Source organism: Arthrobacter sp. GMC3 (assembly GCF_002929305.1).
In the GTDB taxonomy this organism is placed as follows: domain Bacteria; phylum Actinomycetota; class Actinomycetes; order Actinomycetales; family Micrococcaceae; genus Specibacter.
The window spans coordinates 34602-53050 of sequence record NZ_PJIO01000021.1 but is presented as its reverse complement, the minus strand read 5'-3'; the positions used below and the strand labels follow the sequence as shown (position 1 = coordinate 53050).

Below are 18449 nucleotides of genomic sequence, written 5' to 3'. Positions count from 1 at the left end.
CCCCGAACACCTCGCCCACATCGCCGACGGCATCGAAGACGCCGGCCACACCCGCCAAGAAGCAGCATCCCTGATTGCAACGCAGTAATTCCCTCCAACACCCGCTAGAATTGAAGTACTATGGCCAAAACCACTGACTCCGGGCACCTCGACGCTGACAAACCCAAGCGCTCACTCTTTTCACGCACCCCTAAGGCCGACAAGCCGAAGAAGGTCAAAAAGCCGAGCCGCATCAAGCAAATGGTGGACATCTTCAAGATGACCCGCCGCCACGACCCCATGGTCCTGTGGCTGATGCTTGGCGCTTTCTTTGGTTTGATCCTTGTCGCCTTGCTGGTGACACTGCTGGTATCCCCCGGCAACTGGATCACCGGCTTGCTCTTGGGCATCCCGCTGGGTCTGTTGGGTGCATTGCTGATCATGTCACGCCGCGCCGAGCGTGCGGCATACGCCCAGATTGAGGGCAAGCCCGGTGCCGCAGGTGCCGCCTTGAGCTCACTGAAGCGTGGCTGGATCTTTGACGAGCAGCCTGCAGCCGTGAATCCGCGCACCCAGGATGTGGTGTTCCGCGCCATCGGTAAGCCTGGCATTGTCCTGGTGACCGAGGGTCCGTCCACTCGCGTCAAGGGTCTGGTTGATTCCGAGCGTCGCCGCCTGAACCGTATTCTGCCCAACGTTACTGTCACCGTCATTGAGACTGGCAAGGGTGAGGGTCAGACCTCCATTGCCAAGGTCACCAAGAAGATGAACAAGCTCAAGGGGGAACTGACCAAGGTTGAGGTCAGCGCCGTCAACAAGCGCATTTCCTCCATGGGAAACAAACTGCCCATCCCCAAGGGCATCGACCCGTACAAAGCACGCCCGGACCGCAAGGCCTCACGCGGCCGCTAACCTCTTCTTAGACAAATAATGCCCGGCGGGATTCTTCCCGCCGGGCATTATTGTTTGACTTCACGACTTCGGCTGGCGTTCGCGTAATCGGCTGGCCGTAGAGCGCCGTCCTTTTGCGCTAGCGCCGGCCGTTCCCGCGATGGGGGCGAATTAGCGCCGTACCAGAACCGTCTTCATGGCCTTGTCATGCAAACCACGATGGTCGGCGTCGACAATGATGGCCGGGATCAGCAGGCACAGGAGCACGGCGCGAACAACGCCCGCGAGCAGGCCGGCCGGCCCGCCGTCGAGCCTTTGAACCTGCAGGCCCATGATCCGGTGCCCGATGCTGTACCCAAGGGTACCCACCAGCACCATTTGTTCGGCGGCGAAGATAGCCAAAATGGCGGTGGGATTCGCGTTGAAAAATGCGATGGCGATCAGGTAGCTGAGCCCCCAGTCAAAGCAGATGGCCAGGATGCGCCGCCCTGCCCTGCCCATGGAACCACGCCCGGATTCGGGTAGCCCCAACCGCTCGCCGGGATATTTGGATATATTGGAAGTGTCTGGCCCGCTGAGCCAGGACCCTATGTCTTTACGATCTACCACGCGTCAAGCCTACCGGTGGAGTATGAAAGTTCCCCCACCGGGGCAAATCAGTGGCACTTGTAACGTGCCGGAAACATTTCTGACATTCTCGAGTAATGGCGTCGACATAGTCTTTATTGAGTTGCAGATGTACCCAAGGCCACGAACCCCCGGCCGGAATCCCGAGCGCCAAGGAGCGTAGATGTTCAAGAACGCGGAAGAAGTCCTCCAGTTCATCAAGGACGAAGATGTAAAGTTCGTCGATATTCGATTCACCGACCTGCCCGGCGTCCAGCAGCACTTCAACGTGCCCGCCAAGACCGTGGACCTTGACTTCTTCGTCAACGGCCAGCTCTTTGACGGTTCCTCCATCCGCGGCTTCCAGGGCATCGCCGAATCAGATATGCAGCTGATCCCGGATCCCACCACCGCATTCGTTGACACGTTCCGCAAGGAGAAGACGCTTGCGCTGAACTTCTCGATCGTGAACCCCCGTACGGGTGACCCGTACCACCGCGACCCGCGCGGCGTTGCCGAAAAGGCCGAGGCTTACTTGGCCTCCACTGGCATTGCCGACACCGCATTCTTCGGTGCCGAAGCCGAATTCTTCGTCTTCGACAACGTCCAGTACGAGTCCTCCCCGCAGGGATCTTTCTACAAGATCGACTCCGAAGAGGCCTACTGGAACACCGGCCGCAAGGAAGAGGGCGGAAACCTCGGCTACAAGACCCCCATCAAGGGCGGTTACTTCCCGGTTGCCCCGATCGACCACCAGGCAGATCTGCGCGACGCCATGTGCATCGAGCTGGACAAGGCCGGTCTTGAGGTTGAGCGCTCCCACCATGAGGTTGGCGCAGCTGGCCAGGCCGAGATCAACTACAAGTTCAACACGCTGGTTCACTCAGCCGATGACCTGCAGAAGTTCAAGTACGTCATCAAGAACACCGCCTGGGCCTGGGGCAAGTCTGTAACGTTCATGCCCAAGCCGGTTTTCGGCGACAACGGCTCGGGCATGCACTGCCACCAGTCGCTGTGGAGCAATGGCGACCCCTTGTTCTACGACGAGAAGGGTTACGCCGGCCTGTCCGACATGGCCCGCTGGTACATTGGCGGCCTGCTCAAGCACGCCGACGCCGTGCTGGCCTTCACCAACCCGACGGTGAACTCCTACCGCCGCCTGGTCAAGGGCTTCGAGGCACCGGTGAACATGGTGTACTCGCAGGGTAACCGCTCCGCCGGTATCCGCATCCCGATCACCGGTTCCAACCCGAAGGCCAAGCGCCTTGAGTTCCGCGCACCGGACCCCTCCTCCAACCCGTACCTGGCTTTCTCGGCCCAGCTGATGGCTGGCCTTGACGGCATCAAGAACCGGATCGAACCCCCGGCTCCCATCGACAAGGACCTGTACGAGCTGCCTCCGGAGGAAGCCAAGGACATCCCCAAGGCTCCCGAGTCACTGGAAGCTGCCCTGATTGCCCTGGAGAACGACAACGAGTTCCTGCAGGCCGGTGGCGTGTTCACCCAGGATCTGATCGACACCTGGATCGACTACAAGCGCGAATACGAGATCAAGCCGCTCTCACTGCGCCCGAACCCGTATGAGTTCGAGCTCTACTACGGCTGCTAGTCCCCACGCCCTCCCAAGATTCAGCCGCTGGCGCGACTGATTCTTGGGTCCCTCGGGCGCGTGGGCCCGGCTTGAACTGACGACGACGGCGGTATCTTGGTGAGTTTTTATGCTGACCCAGGTGCCGCCGTCGTTTGTTTAAAGCACGACGGCGGCGAGGTAGCAGGCGAACGCGATCAGTGCCGCGGAGGATCGGAAGACATCGATCAGCTCCCAGCGGCGAACAAGCTGCTTCCAATTGCCCGGTGGCGCGTCCGCATCCCAGTCATTGACCTTGATATTGATGGGCACGGTTCCCAGGAACGACAGCAGCACGAACGCGATCAGTGCCGCGCTTCCTGCCCAGCGGAACGCGGACCCTTCCCCGGTGCCGCCGGAAATCAGCACCGCGGCGCCCAGCAAAACGGTTGGCACCATGATCGAGGGCACCACAATGCGTAGCCGCCGCACCAGCGCCTGTCTGGCTCGAATACTCGCCGCATCCCCGACCAGCGCACCCAATGCCGGGTGCACCCCGTAGCGGACGATGAACTCCTCCCCCGCCAAAACACCTGCGAAGAATAGCCCGGCAAATTGCAGCCACGAGAATCCTGAACTCATGACCGCCTGCTACCGTTTCCCGTATTTCTTGTGGACGGCCTGTTTGCTCACGCCCAGGCAGAGCGCGATCGCCTCCCACGACAGGCCGGCTGCCCTGGCTCTGGCCACCATCTCGGATTCGGTCCTAGCCAGTTCCTTGCGTAGCTCAGCCACCGCGTAGAGCGCTTCGGCAGGGCCTTTGCCGTCCATTGAGCCAATAAGTGTTTTCATCTCAACACCTCCTGGCGTCAACAATAGTTGACCCTGGCAACTGCGTCAATGAAAGTTGACCGCGATAGGGGCTAGAACGCCCGGTACATGATGTCCTGCGGACCGGACCGTCCACCCAGAAATGTCCCACTCTTGGCGAAACCAGCACGCTCATAGGCACGCCGTCCCACGCCATTGCGCTCGTTCACACCCAAAACCACGCCTTCCGCGTCTAGCTTCAGTGAGTCCGCCAGCTGGCGGGCAAGCGCCACGGCTGCGACTGTGGCCCGCCCACCAAAGCCCATTCCCTGGTAGCGATGATCGACGAGGAATCCACGCAACAACACGGCGCTTTCGTCATCTCTCCACCCCGTCTCGGTGGCCGCTTGGACGTGCAGCACCCCCATGCCGACCACTGCCGCGCCGCCGTCTGTGGCCACTTCGATCGCAAAGGGATGACGCAGGGGATCTGGCAAGGCACGTTCCAGCAAGTTCTCCGGGAAACCAACAAAGTCCTCTTGCCCCGGGGCCAGCTCCAGGGCTAGCACGCCGGCAAGCAGTTCCTCGCGTCGCTCGATCGCGGCAGTCTTGATCGGAACTAAACGCAACTCAGGCGAATTATCTGTCATGGATTAAGCCTACCGGGGCCGCCGCAAGGAATCAGAAGATGGACCAGCCGGTCCTCGTGGTGAACTCGCTCAGGGCAGCAGTTCCGGCAAGGGAGTTGCCGTTGGTATCGAGGGAAGGGCCCCATACTGTGACGGCGCAGCGGCCGGGGACAATAGCCATGATGCCGCCGCCCACGCCACTCTTGCCGGGCAGGCCTACCCTGTAGGCGAACTCCCCAGCAGCATCGTAGGTGCCGCAGGTGAGCATGACGGTGTTGACTCGCTTGCTTTGATTGGGGGAAAGGAAGGGCGCACCGTCGACGGAGACGCCGTCACGGGAAAGGAAGCGAGAGGCCTTGGCCAGATCTTCGCAACTCATTTCAAGAGCGCACTGGTTGAAATAATTCTCCAGCACCAGCTCTACCGGGTTTTCCAGGTTGCCATAGCTGGCCATGAAATGCGCCATGGCGGCGTTGCGGTGTCCATGTTCGGCTTCCGAGGCCGCAACAACAGCATCAATGTCAACGGAAGGGTTGCCGGATTCTTTCCGCAGCAGTCCCCCTACGGCGGCGGCAGCATCCCCCGTGAGGGACAGGAGACGATCAGTCACCACAAGCGCGCCAGCGTTGATGAATGGGTTTCGCGGAATGCCTTTGTCTGCTTCGAGCTGCACCATGGAGTTGAACGGCGTTCCCGATGGTTCCCGCGAGACGCGCGTCCAGATTGAGTCGTAGTCATAGGACATCACCAGGGCTAGGGAGAATACCTTGGAAATACTTTGGATGGAGAATGGTTTCTGCCAGTCGCCCGCACCGTACACGGCGCCGTCGGCCATTGCCACGCACATGCCGAAATTATCGGCGGACACCTTGCCCAGGCTTGGAATGTAGGAGGCCACTTTCCCTTCGCCCGACAACGGCGAAACCAAGGCGACAATTTCTTCCACGGTGCCCTGAATATCCATAACGTCCAATCCCCTGCCGTGACGGCAGCTTGCCGCCCGCATCAATCTACCCGAGCGTGCCAGGTTCCTAGGAAATCGGCCAGCGATAAGTCGCGCCGGCGATTGAGAATCAGTCGGTTTCGGGGCCCCAGCAGTATTGGCACTCGTCGTCGCAGAGCAGGCCGCCATGGGGTTCAACCACCTCAATGACGCGTGCAGCACCCAGATGCGGCGGGGCAAGGCGGCCGGTCCTGGCACCAACTGCGGCGGGGGCTAACGTTTGTGACATGTTCCTCGGTCTCCTTTGACTCATGGACATGGAATGCCGCAGGGGCACTCCTCTACGGTCAAGCCAAGTGACGCTGCCCCGCCGTCGTCAACGGGGCCTGAATCAACCCTAATGTGATGTGCGCCTCATGGATGCTGGCTGACCCAACAAGAAATCCGTCACGTATTTGTGCAATGTTCTAACACGTTCGGGGCCCGGGCTCGCGGGTCCGGGCGGTAGGCTGAGACCGTTCGCGGCCGGAGGCTGCGCCGGAGCAGGAGAAAGTGGAGGCAATGGGCAGGCCCAATGTGATCTTGATTTGTGCAGACGAGTGGCGTGGGGACGCCTTGGGCGCGGAGGGGCACCCCCATGTGCAAACGCCGCATCTAGACGAAATGGCGTCCAAGGGATCCCGGTTCCGGCACGCCTATTCCGCCACACCCACGTGCGTTCCGGCGCGGGTTGCGCTGTTCACGGGCCAATCACAAGAGCGTCACGGGCGGGTGGGCTATGAGGAAGGTGTCCCGTTCGACGCCGTCCATCCGGTGACCCTGCAAGGCGAGTTTCGACGCGCGGGCTATCAGACACAGGCCATCGGCAAGATGCACGTTTATCCCGAACGAAGCCGGGTGGGTTTCGACGACGTGCTCCTCCACGACGGGTTTTTGCACTATGCCCGCAAGGAGCACAAACTCAATTTCAAATACTTCGACGACTACGTCCCGTGGCTGCGCCGCCAACCCGGGGTCGCCGCCGACGAGGAGTATTTTGACCACGGCGCCGGGTGTAACTCCACGGTTGCCCGTCCGTGGGACAAGGCTGAGCGCCTCCATCCGACGTCGTGGGCGGGCACGCAGGCAATCGAATGGCTCTACCGGCGCGACCCTACGGTGCCGTTCTTCTTGTACCTCTCCTTCCACCGCCCACACCCGCCCTACGATCCACCGGCGTGGGCCATGGAGATGTACCTGGATCTGCCTGCCTTCAAGCGCCGCCTGGGCGATTGGGAACACCACTATGAGTCCGTGCGCACCAACGGCAACCACCAGCTGGCCTTCGGCACCCTATCCGAGGCCGTCACGCACCGAGCCCGGGCCGGCTACTTCGGCCTGATGACGCACATCGATCTGCAGCTCATGCGCCTGGTTGAGGCACTGAATGAGTTTGACCTCACCGAAAACACCCTCCTGGCTTTCACCTCAGACCACGGCGAAATGCTCGGTGACCACGACTTCTACCGCAAGGCCGTAGGTTATGAGGGCTCGGCCCGGGTTCCCCTGATCATCACGCCTGCGCCCAACGATCCAGCAGCCATCCACGGTGCCGTCGTGGATGAGGTGGTGGAACTTCGCGACGTCATGCCCACCCTCTTGGACCTGGCCGGATTGCCCGTCCCCGAGTCCTGCGACGGGAAATCTCTGACCAGGTTTGTGCGCTGGGACGGGGCTGTCGCAGAGCAGGAACCCTGGAGGGAGTGGCTACACGGCGAGCACGTGTACTTTGGCCAATCACTGCAATGGGTTACGGACGGTCATGTGAAATACCTGTGGGCATCCGAGTGGGGAACCGAAGAGCTCTTCAATCTCGACACGGACCCGCAGGAAATGCACAACCTGGCGCCCCTGCCCGAACATGCCCGGCTCCTGGCCCTCTGGAAGGGCCGCCTCATCGCGGATCTGACAGACCGCGAAGAGGGTTTCGTCCGGGACGGGGAGCTGGTCACCGGGGCGAAAGTTGTCACCATGCTCTCTCAGGCCAGGGCACTGGTGCCTTAGCCGTAAAAGTGCTTTTCAAAAACCGCCCTGGCCCGGCGGGTGAGCCCCAGGTAATCGTCCTCGAAGGCGGCGGCATGACCCGGTTCGTAGCCGCACCAACGGGCCACGGCTTCCAAATCGCGCCGCGAGGACGGCAACAGATCCGAGGGTTTGCCCGTCCAGATGACGTTGGCGTTGCGGATCTTTGACGCCAGGCACCAGGCGGACTCCAACAACTGTGCTTCCTCGGTTCCAATGAATTCCAGTTCCGTGGCGGCGTGGAGGGCCGGCAAGGTTTCGGTGGTCCGCAACGCCTCGTGATTGTGCGCATGCTGGAGCTGCCACAGCTGAACCAGCCATTCGACGTCGCTCAGTCCCCCGCGTCCGAGTTTGACGTGTCGAGAAGGGTCAGCCCCGCGGGGAAGCCGCTCCGATTCCATCCTGGCCTTAATCCGTTTGATCTCCCTGAGATCGGCCTCAGCCACCACTGTGGGGTAGCGGACGGGATCAATCATGTCCACAAAAGCTGCCGCGAGGTCGTCGGAGCCGGCCATGGGGCGGGCCCGCAGCAGCGCCTGTGACTCCCAGGGCGAGGACCACCGTGCGTAGTACTCCCGGTATGCTTCCAGGGACCGAACGATGGGCCCGTTTTTGCCCTCGGGGCGCAGATCGGCGTCGACGGCGAGTACCCGTTCGGCCTGGATGGCCGGGCGAACCGGTTGCGTCAGCATGGCGGTCAATTTGGCAACGATCGAACGGGCCTGCTGCTGTGCCGCCCCGTCGTCGGCACCTTCAACGGCCCGGTGGACGAAGAGGACGTCCGCGTCGGAGCCGTAGCCGATTTCCCGCCCGCCTTGCCGACCCATGGCCACCACCAGGACGCGGGTCAGAGCGGCTTCCCCGGCATAAACGTCGGCCTCTGCCACCAGAAGTGCGCCCAGAACGGCTGCCCTGTCGGCGTCGCTAAGGGCCGCCGAAACCTGGTGCTGATCCAGCAGGCCCGAACAGTCGGCGATGGCAGTACGAAGGATTTCCCGTTGCCGGATCAGCCGGATGAGCCGGATCGCCTCGGAGGGTTCGGGATGACGCGACATCTTGGATTGAATCTCGGCCCACTGCGCGTCAAAGGACAAGGGGATCAATTCCTTGTCGTTGCCAAACCAGGCGGTGGCCTCCGGGGAAACGGCCAGTAAATCGGTGACCAGGCGCGAACTTGAAAGTACATGGCACAGCCGTTCCGCCGCCGCCTGATGGTCCCGCAACATGCCCAGGTACCAGTGCGAGGTGCCTAGCGCCTCGCTGACCCGGCGAAAGGCGAGCAGGCCCGCATCGGGGTCAACGCCGTCGGCCAGCCAGCCCAGCAACACCGGCAACAGCTGGCGTTGCAACGCCGCACGGCGGCTCACTCCAGCCGTCAGCGCCTCAATGTGGCGCTGCGCCCCGGCAGTGTCGCGGTAGCCCAGGGCGGCCAGGCGTGCGCGGGCCGTATCGGTGGCCAGGGCCATGTCCTCGGCGCTCAGGTGCGCCGCCGTCTCCAGGATGGGCCGGTAGAAGATGCGTTCGTGGAGCGTGCTGACACGGCGCTTGACCTGCGCCCAGTCATCCCAGAGGGACTGCGCGCTGGGACGCTTCAATGCCATCGGGCCCGCGACGGCCCGAGCCAGTGCCCTCAATTGTTCCGGGGCGGTGGGCATCAAGTGGGTGCGGCGCATCTGTACCAGCTGGATTCGGTGCTCCAGAACCCGCAAATACCGGTACGACTCATCGAGGTGGGCTGCGTCAGTGCGGCCAATGTAACCGGCCTTAGTCAGCGCCGCGATGGCCGCCGTGGTGGCTTTCACCCTCAGGGATTCATCATTTTTCGCGTGCACCAACTGCAGCAGTTGGACCGTGAATTCGACGTCGCGCAGGCCACCTTTGCCCAACTTGATCTGCCGGCCTGCTTCGGCGGATTTGATGTTGGCGGTGACACGCCTGCGCATGGCCTGCACGGACGTCACGAACCCCTCCCGCTCCGACGACGTCCAAATCAGGGGTGAAACAGCCTGTTCAAAACGCTCCCCCAGCTCATGGTCCCCGGCAATCACTCGCGCCTTCAAAAGCGCCTGGAACTCCCAGTCGTTGGCCCAGCGGTGGTAATAGCTCAGGTACGAATCCAGGGTCCGCACCAGTGGCCCGTCCTTGCCCTCGGGGCGCAGATTGGCGTCAACTTCCCACAATCCAGGCTCCCGCTCCGGCGCATAAATCGTTTGCGAGAGCGCAGCCGCCAGCGCATTGCCAACAGTCACCGCCTCGGCGTCGCCTCCGCGGCCATCACCCTCCTGCGCAGCTGCGGTTTCGATGACATACATGACGTCGACGTCGGAGATGTAGTTCAGCTCGCGGGCACCGCACTTGCCCATGCCAATGATGGCCAGCTTCACGTGCGCCACGTCTTGGGCAGAAAAGGTCTGCGCCACCTCGGCCCGCGCCACGGCCAGGGCACCCTCCAGGGCCGCCGCAGCCAGGTCCGCCAGTTCGGCGCCCACCAACGGCATGACGTCCTGCGGAGATGCCGCACACAGGTCCCTGATGGCCAGCTCGCACAGGTGCCGCCGGTACCGGGTGCGCAAGGCGATGCGCGCCTCACTCCCTGTCAGGGTGGCAAGCGGCATGCCCGACGCCGGATCCGCACCTACCGCCGCCAGCAGCGAGCAGCGCAGTGCCGCGGGATCGGCGGCGACAGGTTCGGGCGAGGCGGGCATGTCCAGGACATCGACATGCTCCGGGTGCCGGATCAAAAAGTCCACCAACGCCTCAGAGGCCCCCAGCAGCCTGAAAAGCGCCTCGTTGGATTCCGGGTTCCCGGTCGCCGGATCCGTACGCGTCAATTTTCCGTAGACCTCGGGAGCAGCGCTGAGCAACCGCACCAGGGACTGGACGGCGAGGTCAGGATCATTGGCGACCCGCAACGCTGCCAGCAGCTCGTTTTGGTCGATGCTGGCAAGCTCCCGAAAGCCCAGGAACCGCTCACTTTTTTCCAGGTCGGAGAATCCGTGTGTGATCAGGGTGCGGGTAAGGGAACTCATGGTGGGTGTTAGAGCACCCCTAGGTATCGGTTGATCTCGTAGGGGGTGACCTGGAGGCGGTATTCCTGCCATTCGGCACGCTTGTTGCGCAGGAAGTGTTCAAAGACCTGCTCGCCCAGAATTTCGGGCATGAGCTCTGACTCCTCCATGAGCCGAACGGCGTCGTGCAGGCTCGACGGCAGGGGGTCATGGCCCAGGGCCCGGCGTTCGGCGCTGCTGAGCGCACCAATGTCTTCCACCGCCGCCGGGGGCAACTCATAACCCTCTTCGATCCCCTTCAACCCGGCGCCCAACAACACGGCATAGGCGAGGTAGGGGTTGGCTGCGGAGTCGATGCCACGGTATTCCAGCCTGGCGGCCTGCCCCTTGCCCGGCTTGTAGAGGGGAACCCGCATCAGAGCCGACCGGTTGTTGTGCCCCCAGGACAGGTAGCTGGGGGCTTCCCCGCCGCCCCACAGGCGCTTGTAGGAGTTCACGAACTGGTTGGTGACGGCCGTGAACTCGGGGGCGTGTTTGAGGATGCCGGCCATGAATTGGCGTGCGGTCTTGGACAGCTGGTATTCGGCGCCGGGCTCGTGGAAGGCGTTGGTGTCCCCTTCAAAGAGGGAGAAATGGGTGTGCATGCCGGAGCCGGGGTGCTCGGAGAACGGTTTGGGCATGAACGTGGCATAGCTGCCCTGCTGGATGGCGACCTCGCGGATCACCGTGCGGAACGTCATGATGTTGTCCGCCGTTTGCAGGGCATCGGCGTAGCGCAGGTCAATCTCGTTTTGCCCGGGACCACCCTCATGGTGGCTGAACTCCACCGAGATGCCCACATCCTCGAGCATGGTTACGGCCGTCCGGCGGAAGTCCTGGGCCACGCCACCTGGCACGTGGTCAAAGTAGCCTGCCTGGTCCACGGGGATCGGCTTGCCATCGGGTCCTGGCTGGTCTGACTTCAGCAGGTAGAACTCGATCTCGGGGTGCGTGTAGCAGGTGAACCCCATGTCGGCAGCCTTGGCCAGGGTGCGCTTAAGGACGTTGCGGGGATCGGCTGCCGAGGGTTCGCCGTCGGGCGTCAGAACATCGCAAAACATGCGCGAGGTCTGCTCAGTTTTCCCGCGCCAGGGCAGGATCTGGAACGTGGACGGGTCAGGTTGGGCCAGCATGTCCGACTCAAACACACGGGCCAGGCCTTCGATGGCCGAGCCGTCGAATCCAAGGCCCTCCTCAAATGCGCCTTCCACCTCGGCCGGGGCCAACGCAACCGACTTCAGGCTGCCCACCACGTCCGTGAACCACAAGCGGACAAATCGCACGTCGCGCTCCTCGATGGTACGCAACACAAATTCCTGCTGACGGTCCACTCTTGGCCCCTTTTTTTCGTTGCCGCTGCGCTTACTCAAACAGCTTTTTCCCTGGCCCGCCGGCACCGGTTCTTACCGAAGTGTTGGGCCCCTACGTCCATACTCTACTAAGGACTTCTGGGACGCATTGACGAAATTCCCCACCGAGTCGTAATAAGCTCTATTCATGGCTCCCACTAGCTCCCCTGACTCTGCTGCGCCCGTTGCCAGCATGCCCGTTCACAGTGTTCCCGCCGAGGTGAGCGCGCCCTACGGTTCCGGCATTCCGGCAACGACCGCCAGGATCCGCACTCACCATCTGCAAGCAGCCAAGCTCAACGGGCAAAAGTTTGCCATGCTGACTGCTTACGACCAATACACGGCGCAAATCTTTGATGAGGCTGGCATCGAGGTCCTACTGGTGGGCGACTCCGCCTCCAACAACGTCCTGGGCAATGAGACCTCCCTGCCGATCACGCTCGATGAGATGATCATCTTTTCCCGTGCAGTCACCGCCGGGTCCAAGCGCGCACTGGTAGTGGCGGACCTGCCTTTTGGTAGCTATGAGCAGTCCCCCGAACAAGCCATCGCCTCCTCTGTCCGCCTGATGAAGGAAGGCCTGGTGCATGCGGTGAAGATGGAGGGCGGCGCCTACTACGCCCCCACCGTGCACGCACTCACTCAAGCCGGCATCCCCGTCATGGCCCATATTGGTTTCACCCCGCAAAGCGAACACATGCTCGGCGGCTACCGGGTCCAGGGCCGTGGCGACGCCGCCCAGTCAATGATTGACGACGCCGTCGCGCTGGCCGACGCCGGAGCTTTCTGTGTGCTGATGGAAATGGTGCCGGCAAGCACCGCCGTCGCCGTCGAGGCGGCCGTTTCGGTTCCGACGGTTGGCATTGGGGCCGGAAACTCCACCACCGGACAGGTGCTGGTATGGCAGGACATGGCCGGGCTGCGGACCGGGAAAATGGCCAAATTCGTCAAGCAATACGCCCAAATGCGCACCATCTTGGCCGACGCCGCCACCGAGTTTGGCGACGAGGTCCGTAAGGGCGTGTTCCCCGGGCCCGAGCACACCTTCTAATTCCCTCGTCCTCCCTAACCTCGCTTCGCTCGGCCAGGGAACCCTCGGACGCCTGGGCCCAGCACAGCAGAGTTGTAAGGCCCTAGTCTTCTTCCTCGTCTTGGGCGTCGGCGGCTTCGTTGTTGCGGCGCACCTGCTCGAGGGCGGCTTCGGCTTCTTCGCGAGTTTCATAGGGGCCAATAAGCTGGCGCCAACCTGACTGGGCGTCAACTTCAACCTCATGCGTTTGAACGTTGTACCAATACTGCGGCATGGTTTCTCCTTCAGCGGTTTGTGCAAGTACTTGCCATCTTAGGCCTCCCCCGCAGGTGTACTCATGGGGGGATCCGCGCTGGCCAGACTTTTGCGCAACGATGCTACAAAAGTTATAGGATGTGTGTATGTCTTCCACTGTTTCTTCCGCTCCGCTCGGCACCCTGGTACCCGGCATCGTGAGCCCGCATTTGCCCGTCCCGGCGTCGATCCCCCGTCCCGAGTACGTGGGCAAGGCCGGCCCGGCACCGTTTACCGGCTCGGAAGTGAAGGACGCGGAGACGTTGGAGAAGATCCGGATCTCGGCCAAAATTGCCGCCCAGGCCATCGTTGAGGTTGGCAAACACATAGTTCCCGGCGTCACCACCGACGCCCTGGATCGTATTGGACACGAGTTTTTGCTCGATCATCAGGCGTACCCGTCCACCTTGGGGTACCGGGGCTTCCCGAAGTCCTTGTGCTCCTCACTGAACGAGGTCATCTGCCATGGGATCCCCGATTCAACGGTTGTCCAAGACGGGGACATCATCAACATTGACATTACGGCGTTCAAGAACGGCGTCCACGGCGATACTAACTGGACTTTCACCGTGGGCGACGTCGACGAGGAGTCTCGTTTGCTGGTCGAACGGACCCAGGAATCACTCAACCGCGCCATCAAGGCTGTTGCGCCGGGCCGTGAAATCAACGTCATTGGCCGCACCATTGAGTCTTACGCCAAGCGTTTTGGCTACGGCGTGGTCAGGGACTTTACCGGCCACGGCGTGGGCGAGGCCTTCCACACCGGGCTGATTATTCCCCATTATGACGCCGCCCCGGCCTACAACACCGTGCTGGAAGAGGGCATGGTGTTCACGATCGAACCCATGCTCACTTTGGGTGGTGTGGACTGGGAGATGTGGGATGACGATTGGACTGTTGTCACCAAAGACCGCAAGCGGACCGCCCAGTTCGAGCACACCATGGTGGTCACCGCCAAGGGCGCCGAGGTCCTCACGCTCCCCTGACCGGCCACGCCCCGCGTTTCCTGACTTTTCCTCACTGCCTTCGCGTATCTATTGTTTGGAGTCTTGCATGTCTAAGAAGCACCCGCACCTGACCACCGTCATTGGCATCGATATCGGCGGCACAGGCATTAAGGGCGGAATCGTTGATCTGGCCACCGGCGAGGTCCGCGGAGACCGCTACAGGATCGACACGCCGCAGCCGTCAACCCCCCTGGCTGTTGCGAAAGTTGTCAAGGAAATTGTTGACGAGCTCATGACACGCGACCACGCTCCGGCGAAGGACGCACCGGTCGGCATCACCTTCCCCGCCATCATTTCCCATGGCATCGCCTACTCGGCCGCGAACGTTGACAAGTCTTGGATCAATGCCAATGTGGATGAGATCTTCAGCCAGGAGCTGGGCCGCGACGTGCAGGTCATGAACGACGCCGACGCGGCTGGGCTGGCAGAGGCCCGCTACGGCGCCGGTGAAGGCGTCAAGGGCACGGTGCTGGTCATTACCCTCGGTACCGGGATCGGCTCCGCGTTCATCTACGACGGGAAACTAATTCCCAACGCCGAACTTGGCCACCTGGAACTGGACGGCTTCGATGCCGAGTCCAAGGCCTCCGCCAGCGCCCGGGAACGCGATGACCTCAGCTGGGACGACTACGCCGTCCGCTTGCAGCGCTACTTCTCGCACGTGGAGTTCTTGTTCTCCCCGGAACTGTTCATCATTGGTGGCGGTATTTCCAAGCGCAGCGAGGACTACCTGCCGCAGCTTAAATTGCGCACCCCCATTGTCCCGGCCACGCTGGCCAACAATGCGGGCATTGTTGGCGGCGCACTCCAGGCTGCCATGCATTTCAAGCTGACCAAGTAAGCCCGTGAGCGGATCCCAACGGGCCCTGGCCATCGTCACCGGTGCCAGCCGCGGCATCGGCGCAGCCATAGCTGTCAGGGCCGCGGCGGCCGGGTATGCGGTACTCGTCAACTACTCGCTGGATGTGACTGGCGCCGCTAACGTTGTGGAAAGAATCAAGGCCGACGGCGGCACCGCCGTCGCCATCCAAGGCGATGTGAGTGATGCGGACGCCGTGTCCGGACTCTATGACGCCGCAGCAGAGTTGGGGACAGTGCGCGCCGTGGTGAACAATGCCGGCGTCACCGGGGATCTGATTGGGCCCCTGGTTGAGGTGCCCGCGGAGGTCATCAAGCGCGTCCTTGAGGTCAATGTGGCCGGTGTCGCCTACATGTGCCAGGAATCCGTGCGCCGGATGAGCACCCAGAACGGCGGTGCTGGCGGAAACATCATCAACATCTCCTCCACCGCCACCAAGGCAGGATCCCCCGGCACGTGGGTCCACTATGCGGCCTCCAAGGGAGCCGTCGACGTCTTGACTGTGGGTTTTGCCACCGAGGCAGCCGATCACGGCATCCGGGTAAACGCCGTGGCCCCGGGCAGCACCAACACCGGGTTGCACGCTGCCGCCGGCATGCCCGATCGCGTGGCCAGGCTCAACCATTTGATCCCGCTGGGACGCGGCGGCGAACCCGATGAGGTGGCGGCAGCTGTCATGTGGCTGCTCAGCGAGGAAGCCTCCTACGTGACTGGCATTGTGCTGCCTGTCTCTGGCGGGCGCTGAGCCAGCCCGGCACGGGACTGCGCCTAGCTGCGCGCGTTTTCGGCGGCGACGGGGCCCGCCTTTTTCTTGGCCTGTGACGGGTATTCGTTGCGGAGCAATTCGATGGAACGTTCAAAGTCTTCCAGGGAATCAAACGCCTGATAGACGCTGGCAAAGCGCAGGTAGGCCACCAGATCCAGTCGCTGCAGCGGATCCAGGATGGCCAGACCCACGTCGTTGGCATCGATTTCGGCCGCGCCACTGGCACGGATGGACTCTTCGACTTCCTGGGCCAGCTTGGCCAGGTCGTCATCGGTGACGGGACGGCCCTGGCAGGCCTTGCGTACGCCGCTGATGACCTTGCTGCGGCTGAACGGTTCGGCGACACCGGAACGTTTCGTCACCGAAAGGCTTGCCGTTTCCATGGTGCTAAACCGGCGTCCACACTCGGTGCACTGGCGCCGGCGGCGGATGGAGGAGCCGTCGTCGGACAGGCGGGAGTCAACTACCCGTGAGTCGGGATTGCGGCAAAACGGGCAGTACATCCAGGTCCCTTCCGGTAGCGGTTGTCTTCAGTCTAGGCGAAGCGGACAGCGACGGCGTCACCGTGCGCCGGGAGCCCCTCGGCCCTGGACAGGGTCACCACGTGGTCGGCAACTTGTGCCAATGCGGCTTTGTCGTAGTTGATCACTTGCACGGCGCGCAGGAACGTGGTCACGTTCAACCCGGACGAGAACGCGGCCGTGCCGCTGGTGGGCAGCACGTGGTTGGAACCGGCGCAGTAGTCGCCCAGGCTCACGGGGCTGTAGTCCCCCACAAAAATAGCACCGGCGTTAGTGATTTGCGCGGCCACCTCCGGGGCGTTCTCGGTGACAACTTCCAAGTGCTCGGCCGCATAGGCGTTGCACACTGCCACTCCCTGCGCCACGTCATCGACCAGGACAATCCCGGATTGCTGCCCCGACAGGGCCGTCTCGACGCGTTCACGGTGAGTGGTTGCAGCCACCTGGGTGCGAAGTTCAGCTTCGACGGCGGCTGCCAACTCCTCCGAGGCGGTCACCAGCACGGAGGCGGCATTGGGGTCATGCTCGGCCTGGCTGATGAGGTCAGCGGCCACAAAAACGGGGTTGGCGCTGTGATCGGCAAGCACGGCAATCTCTGTGGCACCGGCCTCGGAGTCTATGCCCACAACACCCTTCACCAGGCGCTTGGCCGTGGCGACGAAGATGTTGCCGGGACCGGTGACCACATCCACAGGTTCTAGTTCTGCACCGTCGCCGTTGACCGTGGTACCTGCCGGGACACCGTAGGCGAAGGCCGCGATGGCTTGCGCCCCACCCATGGCATATACCTCGTCAATGCCTAGAAGGGCCGCGGCGGCAAGCACGGTCAGATCGGGCAGTCCACCAAATTCCTTCTGCGGAGGGGATGCCAAGGCCACGGAACCGACACCAGCTGCCAGGGCAGGCACCACGTTCATGATCACTGAGGACGGGTAGGCGGCCAGCCCGCCGGGAACGTAAAGCCCTACGCGGCGCACAGGTATCCAGTGCTGGGAAACCACAGCACCGTTGGCGATGGGCAGGTCAACATCGGCAGGCCGCTGGGCAGCCGCAAATACCTTCGCCCGGGCGATGGATTCCTCCAGGGCAGCCCGGACGGCCGGGTCAAGAGATTCCAGAGCCTGTGCCAGGGCTTGCACGGGGACGCGCGGATGAACCTGGGTGACGCCGTCGAACTTTTGCGCCAAATCGCCCAGAGCGGCAAAGCCACGCCCCCGCACGTCGGCGATGATCTCGGCCACGGCGTTCTCGGCCGTCCTAACGGTGGAGACCGCTGTCCGTGGAACGGCGCTTTTGAGCTCCGCAAGGGTCAGGCTGCGCCCGCGCAGGTCAATCCGGGCGAGGGAAAACGCGGCGTCCTGCCCGGCCTCTGGGAGGATGGCAGGATCGGTGGTCACGGCAGATTCAAGGTTGCTCACAGTAAGCAAGTTTACAAGGTGTTGGTGACCTCGAGCACCGGCGCCGGTACGGCCTACTAGTTGCCGGAGGGGCTGGGGCGGGCCAGGTAAGCCACCAGTCGGTAGAGGAAGACCACCGCGGCAGTGACCAGGGGCCAGAACACCATGACCGAGGGTGAGCGCAGGGAAAACACGATGCTGGGATTGGCCATGTTGGCCGGCGGGGTGGCAAACAGGTCCCCGGCGAACACGCCTATGCGCCAGGCGATGACCGAGCCAAGGACGGCCCCGGCCATGGCGGCCAGGAAACGTGCGGTGGAGTGCTTGTCATAGTCCTGCTTGGCGGCTGCCCATAGCAACAACCCGGCGGTTACCAGGCCGGCCAGCACACCCAGCCCGGCGAGCACCATATCCCGGCCAAACCAGATGGTGTAGTCCTTGCCATCGCCGTAAAACGCCCCGCCGGGTGCTGCCAGCCACCAGGCAAGGCCTACGAGAACACCGGCAGCGGCGGTCAGGAGGAACCAACGCCGCCATGTGGCCGCCGGTGCCTGCGTCAGCTCTGCCGGGACGCTTTGCGCGTAGGCGTTGGGTGGGTACGTTCCCGCAGGGCCGGTCGTGGCTGGCGTGGCGCCCTGGGGCTGGATTTCACTCATTGTCCAACCTTAACGTCTCCGCACGGCAACAGCGCCA

General features: G+C 62.7%; 19 protein-coding genes. 7 read left to right on the top strand and 12 right to left on the bottom strand.

Annotated elements, in window-relative coordinates:
• Window positions 1–120: 120 nt before the first annotated feature.
• Window positions 121–891: a DUF4191 domain-containing protein gene (locus tag CXQ94_RS20260; RefSeq protein WP_104092403.1), complete on the top strand. Its 771-nt coding sequence runs from the start codon at window positions 121–123 to the stop codon at window positions 889–891.
• A 150-nt stretch (window positions 892–1041) separates the two neighbouring features.
• Here the strand turns inward: CXQ94_RS20260 and CXQ94_RS20255 are convergent, their stop codons facing one another.
• Complete coding sequence (locus tag CXQ94_RS20255) at window positions 1042–1479, bottom strand: RDD family protein (protein ID WP_104092402.1); 438 nt, start codon at window positions 1477–1479, stop codon at window positions 1042–1044.
• Window positions 1480–1660: 181 nt separating this feature from the next.
• On the opposite strand from CXQ94_RS20255, the gene glnA reads away from it, so the two are divergent.
• Window positions 1661–3085: a type I glutamate--ammonia ligase gene (gene glnA / locus CXQ94_RS20250; RefSeq protein WP_104092401.1), complete on the top strand. Its 1425-nt coding sequence runs from the start codon at window positions 1661–1663 to the stop codon at window positions 3083–3085.
• 138 nt (window positions 3086–3223) lie between these two features.
• Here the strand turns inward: glnA and CXQ94_RS20245 are convergent, their stop codons facing one another.
• From CXQ94_RS20245 to CXQ94_RS22740, 5 genes are all read right to left on the bottom strand, one after another.
• Window positions 3224–3685 carry an anthrone oxygenase family protein gene (locus CXQ94_RS20245; protein ID WP_104092400.1) on the bottom strand — a complete coding sequence of 154 codons (462 nt, stop codon included), beginning with the start codon at window positions 3683–3685 and terminating at the stop codon, window positions 3224–3226.
• A 9-nt stretch (window positions 3686–3694) separates the two neighbouring features.
• Window positions 3695–3895 (bottom strand): transcriptional regulator, encoded by a 201-nt coding sequence (locus CXQ94_RS20240; protein WP_104092399.1) that lies wholly within the window; start codon window positions 3893–3895, stop codon window positions 3695–3697.
• Window positions 3896–3966: 71 nt separating this feature from the next.
• Window positions 3967–4503 (bottom strand): GNAT family N-acetyltransferase, encoded by a 537-nt coding sequence (locus CXQ94_RS20235; protein ID WP_104092398.1) that lies wholly within the window; start codon window positions 4501–4503, stop codon window positions 3967–3969.
• 31 nt (window positions 4504–4534) lie between these two features.
• Entirely contained in the window at window positions 4535–5446 is a 912-nt protein-coding gene (locus CXQ94_RS20230; protein ID WP_104092397.1) for a glutaminase, read from the bottom strand.
• 109 nt (window positions 5447–5555) lie between these two features.
• Window positions 5556–5714, bottom strand: a complete 159-nt coding sequence (locus CXQ94_RS22740; protein ID WP_181034323.1) for a hypothetical protein — start codon at window positions 5712–5714, stop codon at window positions 5556–5558.
• 272 nt (window positions 5715–5986) lie between these two features.
• Between CXQ94_RS22740 and CXQ94_RS20225 the strand changes: the two genes are divergently transcribed.
• Window positions 5987–7468: an arylsulfatase gene (locus tag CXQ94_RS20225; protein WP_104092396.1), complete on the top strand. Its 1482-nt coding sequence runs from the start codon at window positions 5987–5989 to the stop codon at window positions 7466–7468.
• Here CXQ94_RS20225 and CXQ94_RS20220 read toward each other — a convergent pair.
• Together CXQ94_RS20220 and CXQ94_RS20215 are read right to left on the bottom strand one after the other, a co-directional pair.
• Complete coding sequence (locus CXQ94_RS20220) at window positions 7465–10515, bottom strand: bifunctional [glutamine synthetase] adenylyltransferase/[glutamine synthetase]-adenylyl-L-tyrosine phosphorylase (protein WP_104092395.1); 3051 nt, start codon at window positions 10513–10515, stop codon at window positions 7465–7467. The two genes, CXQ94_RS20225 and CXQ94_RS20220, sit on opposite strands and share 4 nt — an antisense overlap.
• Window positions 10516–10523: 8 nt before the next feature.
• Complete coding sequence (locus tag CXQ94_RS20215; RefSeq protein ID WP_104092394.1) at window positions 10524–11864, bottom strand: glutamine synthetase family protein; 1341 nt, start codon at window positions 11862–11864, stop codon at window positions 10524–10526.
• A 166-nt stretch (window positions 11865–12030) separates the two neighbouring features.
• Between CXQ94_RS20215 and panB the strand changes: the two genes are divergently transcribed.
• Complete coding sequence (panB, locus tag CXQ94_RS20210; RefSeq protein WP_104092393.1) at window positions 12031–12933, top strand: 3-methyl-2-oxobutanoate hydroxymethyltransferase; 903 nt, start codon at window positions 12031–12033, stop codon at window positions 12931–12933.
• An 82-nt stretch (window positions 12934–13015) separates the two neighbouring features.
• On the opposite strand, the gene CXQ94_RS22300 is transcribed toward panB, so the two are convergent.
• The gene (locus CXQ94_RS22300; RefSeq protein ID WP_146070379.1) at window positions 13016–13186 is read right to left on the bottom strand and encodes an SPOR domain-containing protein; all 171 of its coding nucleotides are present in this window, start codon (window positions 13184–13186) and stop codon (window positions 13016–13018) included.
• A gap of 127 nt (window positions 13187–13313) precedes the next feature.
• On the opposite strand from CXQ94_RS22300, the gene map reads away from it, so the two are divergent.
• The 3 genes from map (at window position 13314) to CXQ94_RS20195 (ending at window position 15817) form a co-directional block, all read left to right on the top strand.
• Entirely contained in the window at window positions 13314–14192 is an 879-nt protein-coding gene (gene map / locus CXQ94_RS20205) for a type I methionyl aminopeptidase (protein WP_104092392.1), read from the top strand.
• A 67-nt stretch (window positions 14193–14259) separates the two neighbouring features.
• Window positions 14260–15054 (top strand): polyphosphate--glucose phosphotransferase, encoded by a 795-nt coding sequence (gene ppgK, locus CXQ94_RS20200; protein ID WP_104092391.1) that lies wholly within the window; start codon window positions 14260–14262, stop codon window positions 15052–15054.
• 4 nt (window positions 15055–15058) lie between these two features.
• Window positions 15059–15817 (top strand): SDR family oxidoreductase, encoded by a 759-nt coding sequence (locus CXQ94_RS20195; protein WP_104092390.1) that lies wholly within the window; start codon window positions 15059–15061, stop codon window positions 15815–15817.
• Window positions 15818–15840: 23 nt separating this feature from the next.
• Here the strand turns inward: CXQ94_RS20195 and nrdR are convergent, their stop codons facing one another.
• The 3 genes from nrdR to CXQ94_RS20180 form a co-directional block, all read right to left on the bottom strand.
• Window positions 15841–16341 carry a transcriptional regulator NrdR gene (nrdR, locus tag CXQ94_RS20190; RefSeq protein WP_104092389.1) on the bottom strand — a complete coding sequence of 167 codons (501 nt, stop codon included), beginning with the start codon at window positions 16339–16341 and terminating at the stop codon, window positions 15841–15843.
• Window positions 16342–16373: 32 nt separating this feature from the next.
• Complete coding sequence (hisD, locus tag CXQ94_RS20185; RefSeq protein ID WP_104092409.1) at window positions 16374–17738, bottom strand: histidinol dehydrogenase; 1365 nt, start codon at window positions 17736–17738, stop codon at window positions 16374–16376.
• Window positions 17739–17833: 95 nt separating this feature from the next.
• Window positions 17834–18412 carry a hypothetical protein gene (locus tag CXQ94_RS20180; protein ID WP_104092388.1) on the bottom strand — a complete coding sequence of 193 codons (579 nt, stop codon included), beginning with the start codon at window positions 18410–18412 and terminating at the stop codon, window positions 17834–17836.
• Window positions 18413–18449: the final 37 nt, after the last annotated feature.